The organism is Psychrobacter sp. Marseille-P5312 (assembly GCF_900291405.1).
In the GTDB taxonomy this organism is placed as follows: Bacteria; Pseudomonadota; Gammaproteobacteria; order Pseudomonadales; family Moraxellaceae; genus Psychrobacter; species Psychrobacter celer.
The window spans coordinates 492,603-513,356 of record NZ_OLML01000001.1 but is presented as its reverse complement, the minus strand read 5'-3'; the positions used below and the strand labels follow the sequence as shown (position 1 = coordinate 513,356).

The following is a 20,754-nucleotide window of genomic DNA, read 5'->3' as shown; positions in this document are numbered from 1 at the left end:
ATCTATAATATAGAGAGCAAGTTATGGGGAAACTGGTTAGTATTGGGGAGGCTGCCAAACATTTCGGGGTTGCTCAATCCACATTAAGACGTTGGGATGAGGATGGTACGTTAGTCGCCAAGCGAACCGAAAACGGGCATAGGCGATATGATTTAAGTGAAATCAGACCGCATTCCTTGAATACACCACCTAAATTAGACCGAAAAACCATTGCTTATGCTCGTGTGTCGAGTCGTGATCAAAAAGACGACTTACTTCTCCAGTCTCAAGTTTTGGAACTTTATTGTGCCAGGCAAGGCTGGACTTTTGAGACGATTACCGATCTTGGTAGTGGAATGGATTATAAAAAGAAAGGCTTAAAAAACCTGCTTGATGACATACTGAGCAATAAAGTTGAACGGCTGGTAATTACCCATAAAGACAGGCTTTTACGATTTGGTGCAGAACTGGTTTTCATGTTGTGTGAGGCTCGTGACGTTGAAGTGGTAATAATCAATCAAGGTGAAGAGTTGAGTTTTGAGCAAGAATTAGCCCAAGATGTATTGGAGATTATCACCGTATTTTCAGCGAGGCTATACGGCTCTTGCAGCAAGAAAAACCAACAATTAATAGAGGCGGTTAAAAAAGCATTATGATCCGTGGACACATTATCGAACTCAAGCCAAACAACGTACAGGCAAATCACCTTGCTCGTGCTTGTGGCGTGGCGAGAAAAGCCTACAACTGGGCTTTGCATGAGTGGCAGCGGCAGTATGCGCTTGACAAAGCGTACCGTGATGCGTGTTTGGCCGCAGGCGTTGAGGTTGATACTAAAAATCTAAACAAGCCCTCACAGGCGAAGCTCAGACGCGAATTGAACGCCATTAAGCGTGAATTATTCCCCTATATGCTGGAAGTGACCAAATGCGCTCCGCAGGCGGCAATCATGCAGTTGGGTGATGCTTATAACAACTTCTTTAAAGGCTTAGCGAAATACCCAACCGCTCGTAAAAAAGGCCGTGACGATAGATTCAGTTTATCCAACGACCAATTTGCCATTAAAGGTAAATCCATTCGTATCCCAAACTTGGGCTGGGTTCGCTTAAAAGAAGCTTTACGTTTTGACGGCAAGATCATGTCAGCCACCATCTCTAAACGTGGCGGTAAGTGGTTTGTTAGTGTGGCTGTTGAAATACAAAAAGCTGTAATTCCTACTAAAAAGACAGGTAAAAGCGTTGGTGTTGATCTTGGTATTACCGACTTACTGGTTTTATCAGACGGCACTAAAATTAAAGCGCCAAAACCACTTCAAGCAAACCTTAAAAAACTAAGAACGCTAAACAAAGCGCTCAGTCGCACTAAAAAAGGCAGTAAAAACAGAGAAAAAGCGAAAACCAAGCTCTCTCGTTTGCACTATAAGATCAGGTGTATTAGGCAAGATTCTCTCCATCAAATCACAACAAGTCTGGTTAATGAGTTTGATGTGATTGCGATTGAGGATTTGAATGTCAAAGGTATGGTTAAGAACAGGCGGCTATCAAGAGCTATCAGTGACTTGGGTTTCTTTGAGTTTAAGCGACAGCTTATCTACAAAGCCACTGAGCAAGGCAAGGTTGTGAAATCAGTCGGACCCTTCTACCCAAGCTCAAAAACCTGTTCAAACTGCAATCATATCCTTGGTAAAGATGAGCTAACATTGAAAATGCGTGAGTGGTTGTGCCCTAACTGTCAGGTTTCTCATGACCGTGACCTCAACGCCAGCATCAATATTTTAAATAACGCGACTGTTATTTTAACAGCTGCATAATCCTGTTTATTGGACGGTGAGTTCCATCGCCAATTAAAAAAGTCTGTGGAGTCGTGGTCAGTCTAAATCTCAAATGAGAAATAGCGCGTGACAATGAAGCAGAAAGAAAACGTCAAACCTATCTAATAGTCAATATTGGCTAGGTTTGAGTAAGATTTTTGGAGCGGTTATAGCGTCTTATATGGCGTACTGATTGCGGTGATGGCGTTTTTTCTATTTATCATGGTCAAGAGTCGTACACTGCTGACCATGCAAAAACAACGATTGAGCAAATAACGTATGCTTATCGAATCCGGCAACACGTTACTCCAACCAAGCTCATATAAGGTATACGTCGACGATAAGTCAGGCAAGATCAGCCAGACAGTTTGCGGTCATAAATAGTGTACTTTAAATAAAAAAGAGAATCGAAAATATTAAGGAAAATTATGTCAGCGTATTACAAATTGGTCAAACGCGAACCATTGGCAGAGGGCGTCAGTGTCGCGCATTATCAGCCGACCCAGCATGCCCAAGGCGCGTGGAATGAGCACGAGCAACATATGGCACCAGCCACTGGGGTGCTGAGCGCTGAGCTGCAAGGGTATGCGCCGAAAAAAAACATGCGCATTGCTCGTATTAGCTTAGATATTTTGGGGCTGATACCGCTTGATGAGTTTACTATCACCACGCGCTGTATTCGCCCAGGTAAGACCATCGAGCTTGTCGAGGCGGTAATGAGCAGCCGTGGTCGAGATGCCATTATTGCTAGGGCATGGCGACTGCTGACGCAAGACACCAGCGCCATCGCTGGCATTGAGGATCAACCAGCACAGCATAAGCCAGAAACGTTGCCTGTTTGGGAGGATATGAAAGGCTGGCCGGGCGGCTTTATCGAAAGTGTGCGCTTGGTGGCCGCTCCAGATCGCCGAGAAGGTCGCGGCATGGTTTGGATAACCAACGATGTCGAGATGGTAGAGGGCGTACCCACTGATGATATGGTACATCTACTGGGCATGGTCGATACTGCCAATGGCGTGGTACCAAGACTGGGTTTAGGGCTGTCAAAACTAGAGTGGATGTTTCCCAATACAGACCTGCAAATCCATATGCACCGTGTCCCTAAAGGTCGCTGGCTCGGTATCGAGGCGGTACAGCAGTATGGCGCTGATGGTATCGGGCTGACCAGTGCTGTGCTCCACGATGTGCATGGTCCCTTTGGTCGTAGCGAGCAAATACTGACCATCCGCCCGATGCCGCGCTAGTATAAAGGAAGGTGAGCGAGCATATACGCCGCATTCGCGACCATGCTAACTATGCTGATCATATTAACGAAGGCAAGGCAGAGCCAGAACCATGTCGATTATCGCAAAGCCTTCTATAGTTCTGAAAAACAAAACGAAATTATGTAATTAATTGATTATACAAAACAATATAAATCAGTTGTAATAGTAATCAAGCAAAGGCTAGGTAATATAACTGCACAGGCAGGTTACTATGAACAAAATTTATCTGAACAAAGATCACCGATTTTCAAACAAACTGACGAGCATTCTAGATATACTGCTAGAAGCGTATTCAGTATAAGTTTGGCACTTTCATTTGTTTTTACAGGAGTATGACCATGAGTGATAAAAAATGCCCTTACGCCCCAACCCAATTGACCATGGGTAATGGTGCACCAGTCGCTGACAACCAAAACAGCATGACCGCAGGCAAGCGCGGCCCATTATTGGCTCAAGATATCTGGCTTAATGAAAAGCTTGGCAATTTTGTCCGCGAAGTGATTCCAGAGCGCCGTATGCACGCCAAAGGCTCAGGCGCGTTTGGTACCTTTACCGTGACCAACGACATCAGCAAATATACCCGCGCGGCTATTTTTAGCGAAGTGGGCAAAAAAACCGAGATGTTTGCGCGCTTTAGTACTGTGGCAGGCGAGCGCGGCGCGGCCGACGCAGAGCGTGACATTCGCGGTTTTGCTTTGAAGTTTTATACCGAAGAGGGTAACTGGGACATGGTCGGTAACAACACACCTGTGTTCTTTTTACGCGACCCACGCAAATTCCCAGATTTAAACAAAGCGGTCAAACGCGATCCACGTACCAACATGCGCTCAGCGACCAACAACTGGGATTTTTGGACTTTATTACCAGAAGCCTTTCATCAAGTCACCATCGTCATGAGTGATCGCGGCATCCCAGCCTCGTACAGACACATGCATGGCTTTGGCTCACACACCTACAGCTTTTGGAATGAAGCGGGCGAGCGCTATTGGGTGAAGTTTCATTTCCGTACGCAGCAAGGTATCAAAAACTTAACCGATGACGAAGCTCGTGAAGTCGTCGGTATGGACCGCGAAAGTAATCAAAAAGACTTATACGATGCTATCGAAAAAGGCGATTTTCCGAAGTGGAAAATGTACGTGCAAATCATGCCAGAAGCTGAGGCAGATACCGTCCCTTATCATCCGTTTGATTTAACCAAAGTATGGCCAAAAGGGGATTATCCGCTTATCGAAGTGGGTGAGTTTGAGCTTAACAAAAACTCTGACAACTATTTTGTCGATGTCGAGCAAGCTGCGTTTGCACCTAGCAACCTAGTCCCAGGTATCAGCGTCTCACCAGACAGAATGCTCCAAAACCGCTTGGTAAACTACGCCGATGCCCAGCGTTACCGTGTCGGTGTCAACCATCAGCAGATCCCTGTCAACAAACCGCGTTGCCCTGTGATGAGCAACCACCGTGATGGTCAAGGCCGCGTCGATGACAACTATGGCAGCCGCCCACACTATGAGCCAAACAGCTTTAGCCAGTGGCAGGAGCAGCCTGATTATGCCGAGCCACCCTTAAAGATTGATGGCGATGCGGCGCACTATGATTTTCGCGAAGACGACAGCGACTACTTTAGCCAGCCACGCGCGTTGTTTCATTTGATGAGTGCTGAGCAGCAGCAGGTCTTGTTTGATAATACCGCCAGAAACATGGCAGGCGTGCCAGACTTTATCCAGTACCGTCATATTCGCAACTGCCACTGGTGTGACCCTGCGTATGGCGAGGGCGTGGCCAAGGCTTTGGGCTTGAGCGTCGAAGATGCGATGGCTGCCCGTGACGCTGATCCAGCGCGTCATCTGCCAAGCTGTCTATAAGCCGCGACGCATCGCTTGGCGCGCCTAGAGGTGGCAAGCGAGGCAATGCCACTCAATGCTAAAAAATCATAAAAACCGCTTAAGTCAACTTAGGCGGTTTTTTTGTGGACGATTTTTATGGCCAATCTTGGTTTTTGCGGTATTTTGGCTTGAAATTTTTGCCTGTGCCCCTATCTGATTAACCAGCCTAACAGTATTTATCGCCCAGCCTTTATGGTCAGAGATGCCATACTGTTGGTATTGGAAATTTGTGATTCACCGCTGCTGATGACAGCATCTTTGGTATGAATAATAGGAGTTTTTATGAGTGAGCAGACCCAAGTGGACAATCAAAGTTCCGCTGATGTAAAAAAACACAGTTTTGAAGCAGAAGTCGCCCAGCTACTGCACTTGGTGACCCATTCGCTATATTCTAATGCCGATATTTTCGTTCGTGAGCTGGTCTCTAACGCCTCGGACGCTTGTGATAAGTTGCGCTTTGAAGCCACCAACGATGATAGCCTTTATGAAGACGATGGCGAGCTTAAAATTCGCATCGATGTCGACACCGAGGCCAAAACCATCAGCTTTATCGATAATGGTATCGGTATGAATGAAGCCGATGCCATCGAAAACCTAGGTACCATCGCCAAATCAGGCACCAAAGCTTTCTTAGATAAGCTGTCTGAGTCGCAAAAACAAGACGGTCAGCTGATCGGTCAGTTTGGGGTGGGTTTTTATTCAGGGTTTATCGTGGCCGACACCATCACCGTTGAGTCGCGCAAAGCTGGTGAGCCCGCCAATCAAGGCGTCCGCTGGGTATCTGATGGCACGGGAAGCTTTACGGTTGAGACCATCACAAAAGACACTCGCGGCACCCGTATCACGCTGCACTTAAAAGAAGAATACAGCGAAGGTGAAGACAACTACCTAGACCGCGGAAAGATCAAGCGTCTGGTCAACAAATACTCAGATCACATCAGCTTGCCGATTCAGATGCGTAAAGAAGTTTGGCAAGAAGATGTCAAAGAGGAAGGTGCGGACGAAAATGATAGTAGCGACGCACCAGCTGGTGGTCAGATGGTCTTGACCGATGAGTGGGAAACCATCAACAAAGCCAGTGCGCTGTGGACACGCTCAGCATCTGAAATCGAAGATGATGAATATGTCGATTTTTATAAAAACATCACTTATGACATGGACGATCCGCTCACATGGACACACAACCGTGTCGAAGGCCGCGTGCAGTACACCCAGCTGTTATATATTCCTAAAAAAGCGCCAATGGATCTGTACACACGCGAGCAGCAGCACGGGCTAAAGCTGTATGTTAAACGCGTCTTTATCATGGATGAAGCAGAGCAGCTACTACCGATGTATCTGCGCTTTGTCAAAGGGGTGATCGACTCTGCTGACTTACCACTGAACGTCAGCCGTGAGCTGTTGCAAGAGTCACGCGATGTAAAATCTATCCGTGATGGTAACGCGCGCCGCGTACTGACTTTGCTGGCAAGCCTTGCCAACAGCGAGGACAGCGACAAGCAAGAAAAATTTGCGCAGTTCTATAGCGAGTTTGGCGATGTCATCAAAGAAGGCCTAGGCGAGGACATGGGCAACCAAGCGCGTATTGCCAAGTTGCTGCGCTATGCCACCAGCACCAATGACAAGGTCGAGACCAGCTTTGAGGACTATAAAGCGCGTATGAAAGATGGACAAAAAGCCATCTACTATCTCACGGCAGACAACCTCGCTGCTGCCAAAAACAGCCCGCAGCTTGAGCTGTTTAAGAAAAAAGGCATCGAAGTGATCTTGATGACCAGCCGTGTTGATGAGTGGGCGATGAACTTCTTGACCCAGTTTGATGACACGCCGCTACAAAACATCGCCAAAGGTGCGGTAGATTTGGGCGATTTGCAAGACGAAGAAGAAAAAGCGGAAGCGGAAAAGGCGCAAGAGGCCATGAAGCCAGTCGTTGACAAACTAAAAACGACTCTAGGCGCACGTGCTAAAGACGTCAAAGTCTCAACGCGTCTGGTCGACAGCCCAGCGTGTTTGGTGGTCGGCGAAGGTGAGCTCTCCCCGCAGATGATTCAGATGCTCAAGCAAATGGGTCAAGAGGTGCCAGAGAGTAAGCCCACGCTTGAAGTCAACCCAGAGCATCCATTGATCAAAAAACTAGAAACCAGCGAGCAGTTTGATGAGCTGGCGCAAGTGATTTTTGATCAAGCACTATTGGCCGACGGTGGTCAACTTGACGACCCAGCCGCGTATCTAAAGCGCGTCAACGAGCTATTGATGAAGTAAACACGACTGATATTAGTGACTAATAAAGGAGGTCTTGTACTCAAGGCCTCTTTTTTTTATATGTTTTTATGTAAATATAGCCGAATTTTACAAATCAGCCTTATCCTCTTAGGCGACAATCCGTTACAATCGCGATAGATTAGCGCGCTAAGCTGTTTGGCTGGGCTGGGTTTTTTATTTTTAACCTTGTTTTATCGTCAATTAGGGATAAAACTGCTGTCGGTACACCGTACAAACATTAGGGCGTGTTGAACATTCAACTGTGGCACTGACAGTAAAGCGTGCTATCCTTGATTTGCGTTATTTCTCTCGACTGGCTAGAGGTCTAAGTCTTTGTCACTTGCGTCGTTAAAAACCGTATCGCTTCAGCGTTTTTCGCTCAATTTCGCGGCCAATATCATTGCAACCTTATGGATGCTAGTAGGCTCAACGCGGGCGTTTTCTTGGGTCAAGCCTACGTTTATACAGTTTGCTGTTTTTGCGCTATTGGCGCTGGGCAGTAATGTGCTGTTTTCGTGGCTGGCAGCCGAAAATGGCAGCGTGTTTAATGAGCAAGGACTGGTCAGCTATCTTATTTGGCCGATGATTATCTTGCTCAGTGGTATCATCTTGGCACGGCGAGCGAGCAATCAAGCCTTGGTGTTTGTGCCCGTGGTGCTATGGCTGGTCGCGGATACGTTATCGGCGCTGCTACAAAGCTTGGTACAGTTTTTGGGCAGTCACGGCTGGCTACCTGACTGGAGCTATTCGTTTCTACCTATTTTATTTTTGCTGCTTTTTTTGTGGCAGACATTGGCACTGCTTTGGATATTTTCGCGGCGCCTGCGTATTCCGTGGTGGGAGCGTATCCTTGTGCTGCTCGGTGCGGTGGCGCTTTTGACTATCTGGCAGCGTAACGTCGCTGATCAGCCAATATTTAAACAAATCCCTATCGAGCCTGTGCTAGAGGAGGCGGCGCTCTATAAGCAGCCGCGTTTGCTCCAAAACGCTCTAAACAGTATCGATCCGGGTATCACAGGCAAAACCGACTGGTATTTTATGGGTGTGGCGGGGTTTTCTGAGCAAAATGTATTTCGCTCGGAGATCAATAAAGTCCGTGAGCTGTTTGATGTGCGGTTTGGTACCAGTGGTCGCTCGCTTGCTTTGATTAATAATACTTATAGCTGGCTAGATGAGCCGGTGGCGACCAAGACCAGTATCTTGCGCGGGCTAAAAAAAATTGGCCAACAGATGAATACCGATGAAGATGTGCTGTTTATGACGCTCTCATCACACGGCACCGAAGACCTGATACAATTGGCCAACCCGCCGCTCGCCATGGAAAACCTCGACGCGGCATGGCTGCGTGAGGCACTGGATGCGTCTGGTATTCGCTGGCGAGTGATTGTGGTGTCTGCGTGTTATTCTGGGTCGTTTATCGACGAGCTGGCGTCGCCGACTACAGTGGTGATTACCGCCTCAGCTGCTGACAAGATGTCGTTTGGTTGTACCAACACCGCTGAGATGACTTACTTTGGGCAGGCGTTTTTTGCCGAGAGCTTGCGTAGCAATACCAGCTTTGCGGCGGCCTTTAAAGACGCAAGGCGGCGGGTTAGTAAGCGCGAAAACCTGATGGGCTTTGAGCCCTCTGAACCGCAAATGGCCATCGGTAGTCTAATGGAGACGGCGCTGCCAGCCTTTGAGCAAGTGCTTTTTGATAAAACGCGGCCGCCAGTGGCACGCATTATAGAGAGGGCTGGCATCGATACCGCACCTAAAAACGCTGCCCGTCCAGCAGTCGCCGCTATTGATGAGATACGTTGATTTTATCAATATAAAACAGCATGGCCCATGTATTCTCTCGTTAAGCGTCATATATTTGACCAGTATTTCATCTTAGATAAAAAGGATCTGACTTATGAATAACTCCTATCATCATAGCCTCTCTGCCAGCTCACAGCTCACGCAGCTTAGTGTTAATCGCTGTTTTGATGGCGAGCAGCACTATTATAGCCATCAGTCGACAGCGACAAAGACTGCGATGACATTTAGTATCTACTTGCCAGATGAGGCGCTTGCAGGTCGCCGCTGTCCAGCTGTCTTGTATTTATCAGGTTTGACGTGTAATGCCGATAACGTCACGCACAAAGCTCATTTTCAACAAAAATGCAGCGAGCTTGGGATGATATTTATCGCGCCAGATACCTCGCCGAGAAGTAGTGAGTCGGTGGATGTGCCAAATGATGAGCGTTATTTTGTCGGGCAGGGCGCCAGCTACTATGTCGATGCTGCGCAGGCACCGTGGTCCGAGCATTTTAATATGCAAAGTTATATCGTAGATGAGCTATATGACTTACTGCGCTCAGAGTTTCCTATCGATAGCATCGGTGTGACAGGGCACTCGATGGGTGGTCATGGGGCACTGCTATTGGGGTTTAAATTCCCGAGTAAGTTTGTCAGCGTATCAGCGCTGTCGCCAGTATGCGCCGCCAGCGAGTCGGCATGGGGCGAGGCTGCTTTTACAGAGTACTTTGGTGATGATAAAGCGCAGTGGGCGCAAGCAGATGCAGCAAAAACGATAGAAAAAGTCGGTCAGCAGTATACAAGTATTTTGGTCGATCAAGGCGCGGCGGACAATTTTTTGGCAGACGGCCAATTACAGACCAATAAGTTGCTTGACGCTTGTGAAAAAGCCAAACAGCCCTTAACATTACGTTATCAAGCAGGGCATGACCATAGCTATTACTTTATCCAAACTTTTATTAATGATCATATCGAGCACCATTGGCGTATGGCGCAGTTTGGCTAGTGGCTTGTTTGTCCCAAGCTGTTTTTTGTGCGTAGGCTTTCATATAGGTGCTGTACGGTAGATTGCTTATGTTTATTAAGGTTGAAATATGATGGCAAGTTATCAAGATATCATGACTTCCAAGCCTGCTATATCGCAGGCTGCTTGTGCTTCACCCTCGCTTACCATCATGCGCGCTGATATGATTGCCGCCTTACAAAACAAGCAACGTGGTAAGCGGGCGTCAACTGATCCGCAGCCCTGTCCTCAGCATACAGGTAGTAGTCTGAGCGTGCTAGATGAGGCGCAGATATCACGCGTGATAGAGATGGCGTGGGAGGATAGGACGCCATTTTCAGCGATAGAGCATGGTTATGGTCTAAATGAGACAGCAGTTATTAAGCTGATGCGTCACACGCTAAAACCATGGTCTTTTCGCCTATGGCGTCGGCGTGTCAGCTGCCGTGCTACCAAACATGACGCCAAACGCTCCTTTAGCGTAGGACGCGCTTATTGCAAAACGCAATACAAGCCGCGTTAGCTGTGGTTTTTAGCCTTGTTGTTTCTAGCCTTGTTATTTTATACAATCATCAATCAGGTAGTTTATTTATGAGCAGTCCTTCTAAGCCTTATCTTATTGCGCCTTCTATCTTATCGGCTGACTTTGCCAGACTTGGTGAAGAGGTCGAAAAAGTATTAGAGGCTGGTGCTGATGTCATTCATTTTGATGTCATGGACAATCACTACGTACCCAACTTAACGTTTGGTAGCATGATCTGTAAAGCGCTACGTGATTATGGCATCGATGCCCCTATCGATGTACATCTGATGGTGTCACCTGTCGATGGTATGATTGAGCAGTTTTTGGACGCAGGAGCCAGCATCATTACCTTTCATCCAGAAGCCAGCGCGCATATCGATCGCTCTTTGCAGCTGATCAAAGATGGCGGCGCTGAGTGCGGTTTGGTATTAAACCCAGCAACGCCCTTACATTACTTAGACTACGTGATGGATAAGGTCGATCAAATCCTGCTAATGAGTGTCAACCCAGGGTTCGGCGGTCAGTCGTTTATCGACAGTACGCTGGGCAAGGTGCGTGAGGTGCGTCAGCGCATCATCACCAGTGGCCGTGATATCAGGCTTGAAGTAGATGGCGGCGTCAAGGCCAGCAATATCCGTGCGATCGCTGAAGCGGGCGCTGATATGTTTGTCGCAGGCTCGGCGATATTTAATCAGCCAGATTATAAAGCTGCAATCGACGCCATGCGTGCAGAGCTGGCATTGGCCAACGCGAGTGCATAGCTGAGATGGGGCACGGCTCACGGTTGCTGTGAGCGTGAGCGCCCTATAAAAGTAAAAAGGTGACATATGAACACAAACAAACCGCCACACGCATCGGTGCCGCCTGATTCTGTAAATAGCCGTGTGCCGCGACAGCGCAGCTTGGTGCCTAAAGGTATTACCATTGGTCTTGCTGTATTTGCGCTTGTACTCAGCTTAGCCGGTTATGGCTTTCGACTGATGCTCGGTGAGGATGTAGAGACGGTGCTGCGCCATGCAGCGGTCATCGTTCCAGCCTTTGTGCTGGGTATTCCGCTGTTTTTTTGGCTGGGTTCGCGCCTGCTCAACAAAGTTAAAGGCATGCATATCGAAACTCGTAATGCCTTAACGCTTGGCTGGCTGACCGCGTGCGTGGCCATGCTGTGGCTGATGGGGACTTATAGTTAAGTTGTTATATGCCTCGCTATACTGCACAAACTAAGGGGTTTTGCGTATCGTACATATCAAATACCCTGTTATGAGGACAGGTTAGTGTGTATGAGCGCAATTCACCCTTTTGTGACTGCTTACTTTTCATTCATAAATACGTCACGCTGTTTGGGCGTGACTGGACGCTTGCATGTCAAAACCTTCTGATAAAATCTTCGATCTTATTTTTCCCAAAGACTTACCCAACAGTTTGTTTGTCATCCTGATAGTGGCTTGTCTGCTGCTTGGGCTGTCATCCTTACGTCATGGCACCGATTTGCAAGGCTGGCTCAATGTCATCGAAAACTGGCTACTGATGCTGCTGATATTTCCTACGGCGACAGCGACTGTTGCCTTGCCGTTTAAATACCGTGACCCATCGCTTGAGCTCAAGCTCATGTATTATCTGGGTATGTTTGTCGCTTTCTTATTTACCTTAGCAAAACTGCGCTACTGGCGCTGATCGGCGCATGTGCTGTCGCAAATACTTGACACAAAAGCGGACTCTAGAATAGAAGACTTACGTGACAGCCCTTGAATTTCAGGGCCAAAGCGTCCATTGTATGAATAATACAGTTTTACCCGTATTACTTAGCGTAATCACGTGGCCAGACGCGACGTATTTTGCCAGTACTTCATCACGGGACAATAAGGAACACATGAATGCCATACGACATCGATATCGATAATGAGATAGAAGTAGATAACGAGAATAGCGATCAATTCGCAGGATTTGGAAGAGAAACCACGCTTGAGCTGGTAGAGGCCGATGATGGGCGACTGCTACTACGTGATGCTGAGCAAAATGAAGCACCGCTCATGACCATTGATTTTTCTGAAAAACTCAAAGACATCCTCGGCAGTGATACGCAGGCGATAGGTCAGCATATGATTCATGCTGCCATTCAGGTGATCATGCAAAAACAAATGAGCCAGTGGCACGCCCATGTCTATGACAAAGAGCCGGCGCACTATAGCTAGTTGGCTGGTGTACTGCACTAAGCTGGCCGATGTACTATAGACAGATAGTCAGCTGAAAACCTACGGCCAAAGCGCCATGCGAGTGACAGTAGAAAAAAGTAGCAGATAAAACAGACAAAAAAAGGGTTTATCATTTGATAAACCCTTTTTTGTATTCAAATAATCAGCATTGCCGTATTACTTGATTTTTGCTTCTTTAAAGATCACGTGCTGGCGGACTTTAGGATCATATTTTTTGATCTCCATTTTGCCAGGCATCGTGCGCTTGTTTTTGGTCGTGGTGTAATAATAGCCAGTACCAGCAGTCGATACTAATTTGATTTTATCTCTCATGATAGCTTTCCTTTAGATGGTGGTGATAAGCGCGTGGCTTAAACTTTTTGACCTTGTGCGCGCAAATCTGCTAACACTTTATCAATACCAACTTTGTCGATGATGCGCATACCTTTGGTAGACACACGTAGACGTACAAAACGGTTTTCTGACTCTACCCAAAAACGATGGTTGTGAAGGTTTGGTAGAAAGCGACGACGGGTTTTGTTGTTTGCGTGCGAAACATTATTACCCACCATAGGGCGCTTTCCAGTCACTTGGCAAACTCGAGACATGGCGAACTCCTAATCTATGAGGCATGAGGGATTCTCATACCAGTCTGGGCAAGTTGCGCGTTTTTGCGGCATGGACACAGCAAGCGGCAGCTTTGCACCAAACAAAACTATATGAAGGTTGAGCTGATATGACTGTTACTAAAGGCAAATAACAGACCCACCAATTCAGAAAATTTTAAAGCCGACATTTATACCATAAAACAGATGAATACTCAAATATTTTTGTGATTATCGTCGGTCTAAAGGGTATCTATTATACCTTGAAATGAGCTGTCTATGTTGTTGATTATTTAATAGTAAAGATTCATTTTTTAGTTGTAAGTTATAACAAAAGTCAGTAAAGTTGCTGTTATATATTTAATACAATCTGTTAATACAACCAACCTTACTGTAATTCTATGTATCATTATCAGTCTGTCATGATTCTAGACAATGATATTTTGCTTATTTGCGCGAATAAATTACTGCCGATGCGGAGTTCCAAATATGTCATATAGTTCATTACCTCTTTCTTCTAAACTCTTTCAGCTCACTTCTTTGACGTGCGCGCTAGCGTTAGCAGGTTGTGGTGGAGGCGGTGATGGTGACACCGTAGACTCTGTTGCACCAGCGCCCGACTTAGGGGTTCAGCAACCTGGCGAAAATAATGGTAGTGATAGTGGTGGTGAGCAGACACCAGAAGTTGAGCCTGATTTCTTTTTACAGAAGCTTAGCACATCGCCTACTATCATCGAGCTATCTGATGAGCAGGCTATTTTTAATGTAACAGTGAAAGCTGCTGAGGTGGGCTCAGGTGGTGCAATGATCGGCAAAGCAGTTACTTTAAAAGTAGTGGATTCTGAAACTAACGGTATCACTATTGAAGGTCAGAGTACCCAAACCACTGACAGTAATGGTAATGCGGTATACGCATTGAAGCTCAATCCACAAGCAATTGCTGATAAAGAAGCACTGATAAAAAATGGCTTTACGCTAGTAGCCAGCGCTAAGAAAGCTGATGGCACGGTTATTGCACCGCAAGAACTCAAGGTTTCTGTCAGTAAAAAAGGCAGTGGTGATGGCACACAAGTTACGGAAAGCAAGCTTGATATTACCTCTTCATTGAAAACAAGCTCAGTCTCTAATAACGCTCTAAACCCTTATGGTGACAGCGCTCAATTGACCGTCATTGCTAAGAACAGCAAGGGTGCCCGCGTTCAGGATGTTAAAGTTGGCTTGGGTATTGATAATATCAAAGGCATCTCTATCGTAGGTGGGAGTAGTAAAGTCACAAATGCGGATGGTATTGCAACGTTCACTATTAAAATAGATGAAAATCTTTCGAAAGCTGAGCGTGATGCACTGTTAAAAGGTGAAGGTATTGCATATGCCATCAGTATCCAAGAGCAGAATGGCGCCACCAAGCAAGAAACAAATACTTTAACTGTAGCACTGCCTATCTCTGATTATGCGGTGAGCGTGACGGCTAGTCCTAGCCAACTTAGTGCTTACGGCGATAGCCAAACGATTGTTATTAGTGCTACTGCCAAAAATACTAACGTACCGACGACTATCAATGGAGCGACAGCCACCATCAATCTTAATGATGCAGTGACTGGAGTAAGTTTAAATGCTGACAAAGTAACTCTAAATGCTCAAGGGCAAGCCAATGTAACCTTAAATATTGCTAATACTGTGAGCGCAGATGACCGCAAAACGCTTATCGAAAAAGGTATTAGTTATACGGTTGTCTTAACAGAACCTAACCGTTCAATAACAACAGAAACAGCTACTAGCACAGTTTATCTACCTGTTGCAGAGTATAAGATTAACTTCAATGAAAGCAATAAAAAGGAGCTATCAAGCTCAGGTGGTAGCGCCGTTATTAGTTTTCGTGTCAATAATAGTCGCGGTGGTATAATTGCAGGTCAAAAAGTCACCGCAAGCTTGCCCGAAGATTTAGCCAAGGCTGGTCTGTTAACACTGCAAAATAATTCTGAGCAAACTACAGACAGTAATGGAGAAGTAAGCTATACCGTACGCGTTCCTAACAATTTAACAGCAGCGCAAAAAATAAAATTAGAAAATGCAGGATTAATAGAAGAGACTGACCCAGTTGTTTTGACCGCTACCATTGTAGAAGACTCAGGAGTACGTAGCTCTGTCACTAGCGAAATTATTCGCATTGGCTCAGAGATAGGCCAAAGTGACATTCAATTGTCAGCACAAAGTTTGCCAGCAACTGTTAGTGCTTTAGCGCAGCAGTTTAAATTACAAGTTGCTGGTAAACGTAAAAATGGCAGTGCAGCTGTAGGTCGAACTGTAAAACTAGTTTTAGATCAGACTACAAGCAGTGGCATCACTATTCTTGGTAATGAAATAATTACTAATAGTAGTGGTATAGCAGAATTTGATATTGCTATCAGCAAAAACTTAACGCCAACGCAACGTGAGAATTTGATAAAGTCAGGCATTAGTTATACCGCGGTAATAACGGACGAGGATGGCACTCAGTCTAGATTGCCAGGAACTATCAAAGTTGAGCAGCCAGAAACTAGTATCCAATTTTCTTCTATTGCGTCACCGTCTATCAGTGAGTTAGGGGGTAATGGAAATATAAATGTTAAGGTTACAACTAAAGGTAATAGTGTTAAGCCAGTTTCAGATAAAGAAATTACTATTCAGCTGGGTGCTAAAGCACTTAGTTATGGAGTCACTGTCACTCAATCGGCGACGACTGACTTCAATGGTGAAGCCCTATTTGCAGTGAAGATACCAAGTACTCTAACAGCCGTTCAGCGTGCTGACCTTAAAAAAGTTGGTATTAATTATCAACTGTCTTATGTTGAAAACGGTATTGTCTATAATTCTGCAGCGACAAAAGTTACTATTACCACTCCAGTGGTCACTCTAAATATTCTGAATGCTACTAATAATATTGACAACCAAGCAGGCTATATTCTTAATAATGTTGGCAGTAATGCTAATATACAAGCACAGCTAAATAATCAGTCATCTGGTGAGCAAGTCACTGATCAGACAGTGAAGTTGGTATTTGATAATCCACAATTAGCAAGCCTGCTCACAGTAAATGGTCAGCTTGGGTCATCAAATATAACTGCTAGTACAGATGCTAATGGTTCGGTTAGCTTTAATGTGGTAGTTCCAAATAACTTGAATGATGAGCAAAAAGAAGCGCTTAGCAAGCAAGTATTGACCGCTACTTTGACAGAGACATTGACTGGCAAGCAACAACAAGTCAATGTCAAAGTTCAGTCTATGACAGCGGCTATCTCTTTACAGGGTAATCCAGTAAGTGCTTTAAACCTAAATGGTGGTGAAACACAGGTTGAAGTGATAGCAAAAGATAACAAAGGCAATGTGATTAGCGGACAAAAAGTATTTCTTGCACTGCCAGCGTCTATCGCAAGTCAGGGTGTGACGCTAGTATCAGGAAGTAGTCAAACCACGGATAACTCAGGTAAAGCGACATTTACCATTGCCGTGCCAAATAACCTTACTGTTGAGCAGAAAAACAGCTTCACTGATAGAGGGAGTAAATTCACGGTTGCATTGTCAGCAGCAGATAGTAGAGGTAATATTGCCACGCAAACTACTGTCGTTAATACTGTTACTCCAACAGGAACACAAGAGAGTATAACGATTGGCGCTAATAAAGTCGTTAATACGAAGGGTGACACATTCAAAGTATTTGTGCGTGTAGAGAATAAAAAGGGAAGTATTGCCAATCGTGAAGTGCGTTTGAATGTTGATAATCCTATCAAAACTGGCGTGACGGTTAGTAGTAATACCGCTATGACCAATGGTGATGGTTTAGCAACCTTTGACCTAACACTTACAGACGGTGCTAACGTCAACCAAGCTATCTTAGAAGCAGGCATCAAGCTGACAGCTACCACGACGACTGCAGAAGGTATCGAGCTACCACAGACCTATATCGTTGCAGTAGATACTGCTACGATTGATAGTTATCAGCTCATAGCCTCCTCTGACAAGTCTACGTTGAACACTGGTGGTGATCAGACCAATGCTACCTTCCGTGTGACTGACAGCAAAGGCGGTATCTTGGCAGGAGTACCTGTACAGCTAAGTATTGAAGACTTAGAGGCTAGTGGTGCGGCGTTAACCACACCAAGCATGGTAACCACTGATGCTAATGGTCAGATCGATGTCGGCGTCATCTTAGCAGCCAACTCTATCAATTCGCGTCTGAATCATAGCGTAGTGATTAATGCTAAAATCGTGACACCGCAATACGATGCAGATGGTAAAGTCAGCATGCAAATGCGTGAAGAGAAGTCATTAAGCTTATCAGCGATTGGTACAGAGATTACTATTGCAGCGACAGAGGCCAATCTAAAAGATGGCGCTTCTACTACTATCACGACCACATTGGTGGATGGTGCAGGGCGTGCTATTGCCAATGCTGGTATGGAGTTGGTCGACGCCAACGGTGATGTTATTCACTCTAGTGCAACTGCTATTAGCAATGCAGATGGTCAAGCGGTGTTTAATATTAACGAAGCTGATTTGACCTTTGATAGCAATGGTAACCTACGTGTATTTGCTAGAGCATTGGGTGAAAATAGCATCAATACCCAGCGTAGTATCAATAGTATTGATCTGGTCAAAGTGTCACAAGCGGGTATCAGCTTTATTAACATTGAAAAGTTGTATGATGTCAATGAGCCAAAAGAGGTTCAAATTCAAATCCGTGCTGATAACGCCAATCAGGCGAAGGCGTTAGAAGGGAAACAAGTAGAGTTACAGACTTCTCTTGGTAGTCTCATTACCAGTTATATCGGTAAGTTTGAAGATAATGTCATCGTCTCCAAGCCTATTAAAGCTAGTGATATTAACGACAACGTCATTACTGTTAAGTTTTGGCTAAAGTCTGAGCTTGCTGGCACAGCGGTATTACAAGCCAAACTATTAGGCGAAACCCTACAAAACGGCGAGCCCCGTTATCAAACCACTGTCGATACACGCTTCCGTGCGACAACCCCTGCAAAAATGCTGTTCCAACCGGTCAAATCGGTCATCATTCCTGGCACCAGCACCGAAGTTGTCGCGACAGTCAAAGATAAAAATGATGTACCCGTCGAAGGGCAAACGGTCGTATTCAGTCGTGCGTCAGATTCTTCAGCGGGCCGCTTATCGGCTGCAACAGCGGTGACGAATAGTAGAGGTGAGGCGCGTGTGGTTTATCAAGCCAATGCTAGCTCTCCTATTGGTGGTGTAGTTATCAACGCGCGCTTATTAGATAATACCTTTGGTGTTCCTGAAAAAACTACTAATATCACTGTATCTAAGGAATCGGTATACACCACGTTAGCATTTGGTAATAAGCTATCTTCTGATGATATTTACTATACGGTACGTGGTTCGATATCGGTTATGGATGGCTCAGGTCGTGCTGTCCCCAACCAGGAAGTGTCAATTAAGTCTTATGCTACACAGTATGCTCAAGGTAGAGTCTGTTTGTTAGACAGCACTGTGACCTATCAAGCGGCTGATATCAAAGAAAAGGATGAGAATGGTCAGGATATTACTACGACACCTGAGCCTAAAGTGTTCTCTGAAAAATCGCCTGTTTTCTTGCAGTCTGAATGGATCACCACAGAAGATCTAAACTATAACTATACGTTAGATCAAGACGAAGATATTGACAAAAATGTTGATGCTAATGGTAATATTGTTATTGGTAATAAACAGCTAGATCCAATTAATCCAGTTGCAATTATTGGTGGTACTGTTTCAGAGGATGGTTATACGTTTATTACTGATGACGAAGGGCGTGCTGATTTCGAAATCCGTTATCCACTACGTTATTCTAACTGGGTAAAGGTACGCTTTGATGCATCAACCTTCGTTAATGGTAGTGAAAATACACAGAGTATTAACTATCAACTGCCTAGTGAGGTAAATGATTTGTCAATAAGCGGAACCAGTTTAGTCACGCCTTGGATAGATAATGCAAGCCCATTCGGTACGGGTGGAGCTACTTGTGTAAATAATATGAGTGTTAGTGTTGATGCTAACTCTACTAATGCTTATCCACGTGGTAATACAACAGTTAGACTATGGCCTTATCAGCCAAACTATTCTGTTTCAATCGATGGGGTTAATTCATTACCTAACTCAAGTAGCAACGATACGATTTATATTGTTGACTTCAATCAAGCATTTGATTTAGATTTAGGTTCTGTGATTAATGTTCGTAACAATGGAATTGGATTTAACAAAGTAATTAAGGTTGATTAGTAAGTTACTTGCTTTGGAGATGATTTCTTAGAACCCCCAACCCCGCGTTGGGGGTTTTTGCATTTATAATCTTAATAACCAAATACAAGCAACTCAATCAGCAAAGTTTTGCAAAAACGATTAGAATAGTCGGTTTCCTATACTTTTATCAGATTTTTGCTATCAGTATGACCATGTAGAGCTGATAGCTTTGTTTTTTGAATTGGGCGCATTATGCTAAGTAAAACAACATCAAGTAACACCATCTCAAGCGACAATGCAGCTGTATCCTCACCAGCTGTGTCATTGCCAAGTACATCAGCAAAATCTTCGCAAACGACAGCGGCTATCGATACCGCCACACTGCTCATTAAGTGCCGCGACCAAGCGGGCATCGTCCAAGCGGTATCTGAGTTTATCCATCGCTATGGCGCAAACATCATTACCTTGGATCAGTACTCCACCGCGCATGAGGGCGGGCAGTACTTTATGCGTTTAGAGTTTGCTTTGGCAGGCTTGAGCGAAATTATGGATAACTTTGAGGCCAGCTTTGCGCATACGGTTGCTAAGCGCCACAACATGACGTGGCGGCTACACAACAATGCCATCAAAACCAAGGTCGGTATTTTGGTGTCAAAGTTCGATCATGCGTTATTGGACTTATTATGGCGTCATCAGCGCGGCTTGCTCGATTGTGATATTACGTGTGTGGTCAGCAACCATCCAGACCTGCGCCAAGCGGTAGAAAACTTTGGCATCACTTTTCATCATGTACCTGTGACTAAAGACAACAAAGCAGATGCCGAAGAGCAGATTCATACGCTGATGGCAGGCAATGACTTATTGGTATTGGCGCGTTATATGCAGATATTGTCGTCCGATTTTGTCAAACGCTGGCCGATGCAGGTGATTAATATCCATCACTCATTTTTGCCAGCGTTTGTCGGTGCCGACCCTTATCGTCAGGCTTATGACAAAGGTGTCAAACTTATCGGCGCAACAGCGCACTATGTCACCGCCGAGCTCGATCAAGGGCCTATCATCGAGCAAGACGTACACCGCGTCACCCATCGTCAGGGCGTGGCGGAGCTGCGCGCTATTGGCCGTGATATCGAGCGCAATGTCTTGGCACGTGCAGTCAATTGGCACGTCCAAAACCGCGTGATAGTCGCTGGTAATAAAACCGTGGTGTTTAATTAAGGTATTTAATTAA

Annotated in this window: 16 protein-coding genes; 14 read left to right on the top strand and 2 right to left on the bottom strand. The window is 45.5% G+C overall.

The annotated features are described in order from the left end of the window. The first annotated feature begins 23 nt into the window (after positions 1-23). The 12 genes from C6W44_RS02215 to C6W44_RS02160 all read left to right on the top strand — a co-directional run bounded on the left by C6W44_RS02215 (position 24) and on the right by C6W44_RS02160 (position 12,690). Positions 24-635, top strand: coding sequence for an IS607 family transposase (locus tag C6W44_RS02215; RefSeq protein ID WP_105243882.1), 612 nt, complete (start codon positions 24-26; stop codon positions 633-635). Continuing rightward, the gene (locus tag C6W44_RS02210) at positions 632-1,786 is read left to right on the top strand and encodes an RNA-guided endonuclease InsQ/TnpB family protein (RefSeq protein WP_093071385.1); all 1,155 of its coding nucleotides are present in this window, start codon (positions 632-634) and stop codon (positions 1,784-1,786) included. Before C6W44_RS02215 ends, C6W44_RS02210 begins: the two co-directional genes overlap by 4 nt. Positions 1,787-2,214: 428 nt before the next feature. Then, positions 2,215-3,030 carry a thioesterase family protein gene (locus C6W44_RS02205; protein ID WP_105244047.1) on the top strand — a complete coding sequence of 272 codons (816 nt, stop codon included), beginning with the start codon at positions 2,215-2,217 and terminating at the stop codon, positions 3,028-3,030. 353 nt (positions 3,031-3,383) lie between these two features. Next, the gene (locus C6W44_RS02200; protein ID WP_319830000.1) at positions 3,384-4,910 is read left to right on the top strand and encodes a catalase; all 1,527 of its coding nucleotides are present in this window, start codon (positions 3,384-3,386) and stop codon (positions 4,908-4,910) included. Positions 4,911-5,213: 303 nt separating this feature from the next. After that, a complete protein-coding gene (gene htpG / locus C6W44_RS02195; RefSeq protein ID WP_105244045.1) occupies positions 5,214-7,193 on the top strand; it encodes a molecular chaperone HtpG in 1,980 nt (659 codons plus the stop codon). A 333-nt stretch (positions 7,194-7,526) separates the two neighbouring features. Continuing rightward, positions 7,527-8,996, top strand: coding sequence for a C13 family peptidase (locus C6W44_RS02190; protein ID WP_227526329.1), 1,470 nt, complete (start codon positions 7,527-7,529; stop codon positions 8,994-8,996). Between the two features lie 94 nt (positions 8,997-9,090). Next, complete coding sequence (gene fghA / locus C6W44_RS02185; protein WP_105244044.1) at positions 9,091-9,981, top strand: S-formylglutathione hydrolase; 891 nt, start codon at positions 9,091-9,093, stop codon at positions 9,979-9,981. A gap of 265 nt (positions 9,982-10,246) precedes the next feature. Beyond that, a complete protein-coding gene (locus C6W44_RS13700; RefSeq protein ID WP_227526462.1) occupies positions 10,247-10,501 on the top strand; it encodes a TIGR03643 family protein in 255 nt (84 codons plus the stop codon). A 68-nt stretch (positions 10,502-10,569) separates the two neighbouring features. Next, positions 10,570-11,262: a ribulose-phosphate 3-epimerase gene (rpe, locus tag C6W44_RS02175; protein ID WP_105244043.1), complete on the top strand. Its 693-nt coding sequence runs from the start codon at positions 10,570-10,572 to the stop codon at positions 11,260-11,262. Positions 11,263-11,328: 66 nt separating this feature from the next. Continuing rightward, positions 11,329-11,688: a hypothetical protein gene (locus tag C6W44_RS02170; RefSeq protein ID WP_227526328.1), complete on the top strand. Its 360-nt coding sequence runs from the start codon at positions 11,329-11,331 to the stop codon at positions 11,686-11,688. Positions 11,689-11,860: 172 nt separating this feature from the next. Beyond that, on the top strand, positions 11,861-12,172 hold the full coding sequence (locus tag C6W44_RS02165; RefSeq protein WP_105244042.1) for a hypothetical protein: 312 nt from the start codon (positions 11,861-11,863) through the stop codon (positions 12,170-12,172). Positions 12,173-12,372: 200 nt separating this feature from the next. Then, the gene (locus C6W44_RS02160; RefSeq protein ID WP_075100486.1) at positions 12,373-12,690 is read left to right on the top strand and encodes a hypothetical protein; all 318 of its coding nucleotides are present in this window, start codon (positions 12,373-12,375) and stop codon (positions 12,688-12,690) included. A gap of 177 nt (positions 12,691-12,867) precedes the next feature. Here C6W44_RS02160 and rpmG read toward each other — a convergent pair whose 3' ends face one another. Next, positions 12,868-13,023 carry a 50S ribosomal protein L33 gene (rpmG, locus tag C6W44_RS02155; protein WP_075100487.1) on the bottom strand — a complete coding sequence of 52 codons (156 nt, stop codon included), beginning with the start codon at positions 13,021-13,023 and terminating at the stop codon, positions 12,868-12,870. 38 nt (positions 13,024-13,061) lie between these two features. After that, positions 13,062-13,298, bottom strand: a complete 237-nt coding sequence (rpmB, locus tag C6W44_RS02150) for a 50S ribosomal protein L28 (RefSeq protein WP_075100488.1) — start codon at positions 13,296-13,298, stop codon at positions 13,062-13,064. A 486-nt stretch (positions 13,299-13,784) separates the two neighbouring features. On the opposite strand from rpmB, the gene C6W44_RS02145 reads away from it, so the two are divergent. Both C6W44_RS02145 and purU read left to right on the top strand, forming a co-directional pair. Then, positions 13,785-19,562 carry a hypothetical protein gene (locus C6W44_RS02145; protein WP_158676688.1) on the top strand — a complete coding sequence of 1,926 codons (5,778 nt, stop codon included), beginning with the start codon at positions 13,785-13,787 and terminating at the stop codon, positions 19,560-19,562. A gap of 213 nt (positions 19,563-19,775) precedes the next feature. After that, complete coding sequence (purU, locus tag C6W44_RS02140) at positions 19,776-20,741, top strand: formyltetrahydrofolate deformylase (protein ID WP_227526327.1); 966 nt, start codon at positions 19,776-19,778, stop codon at positions 20,739-20,741. Positions 20,742-20,754 lie beyond the last annotated feature (13 nt).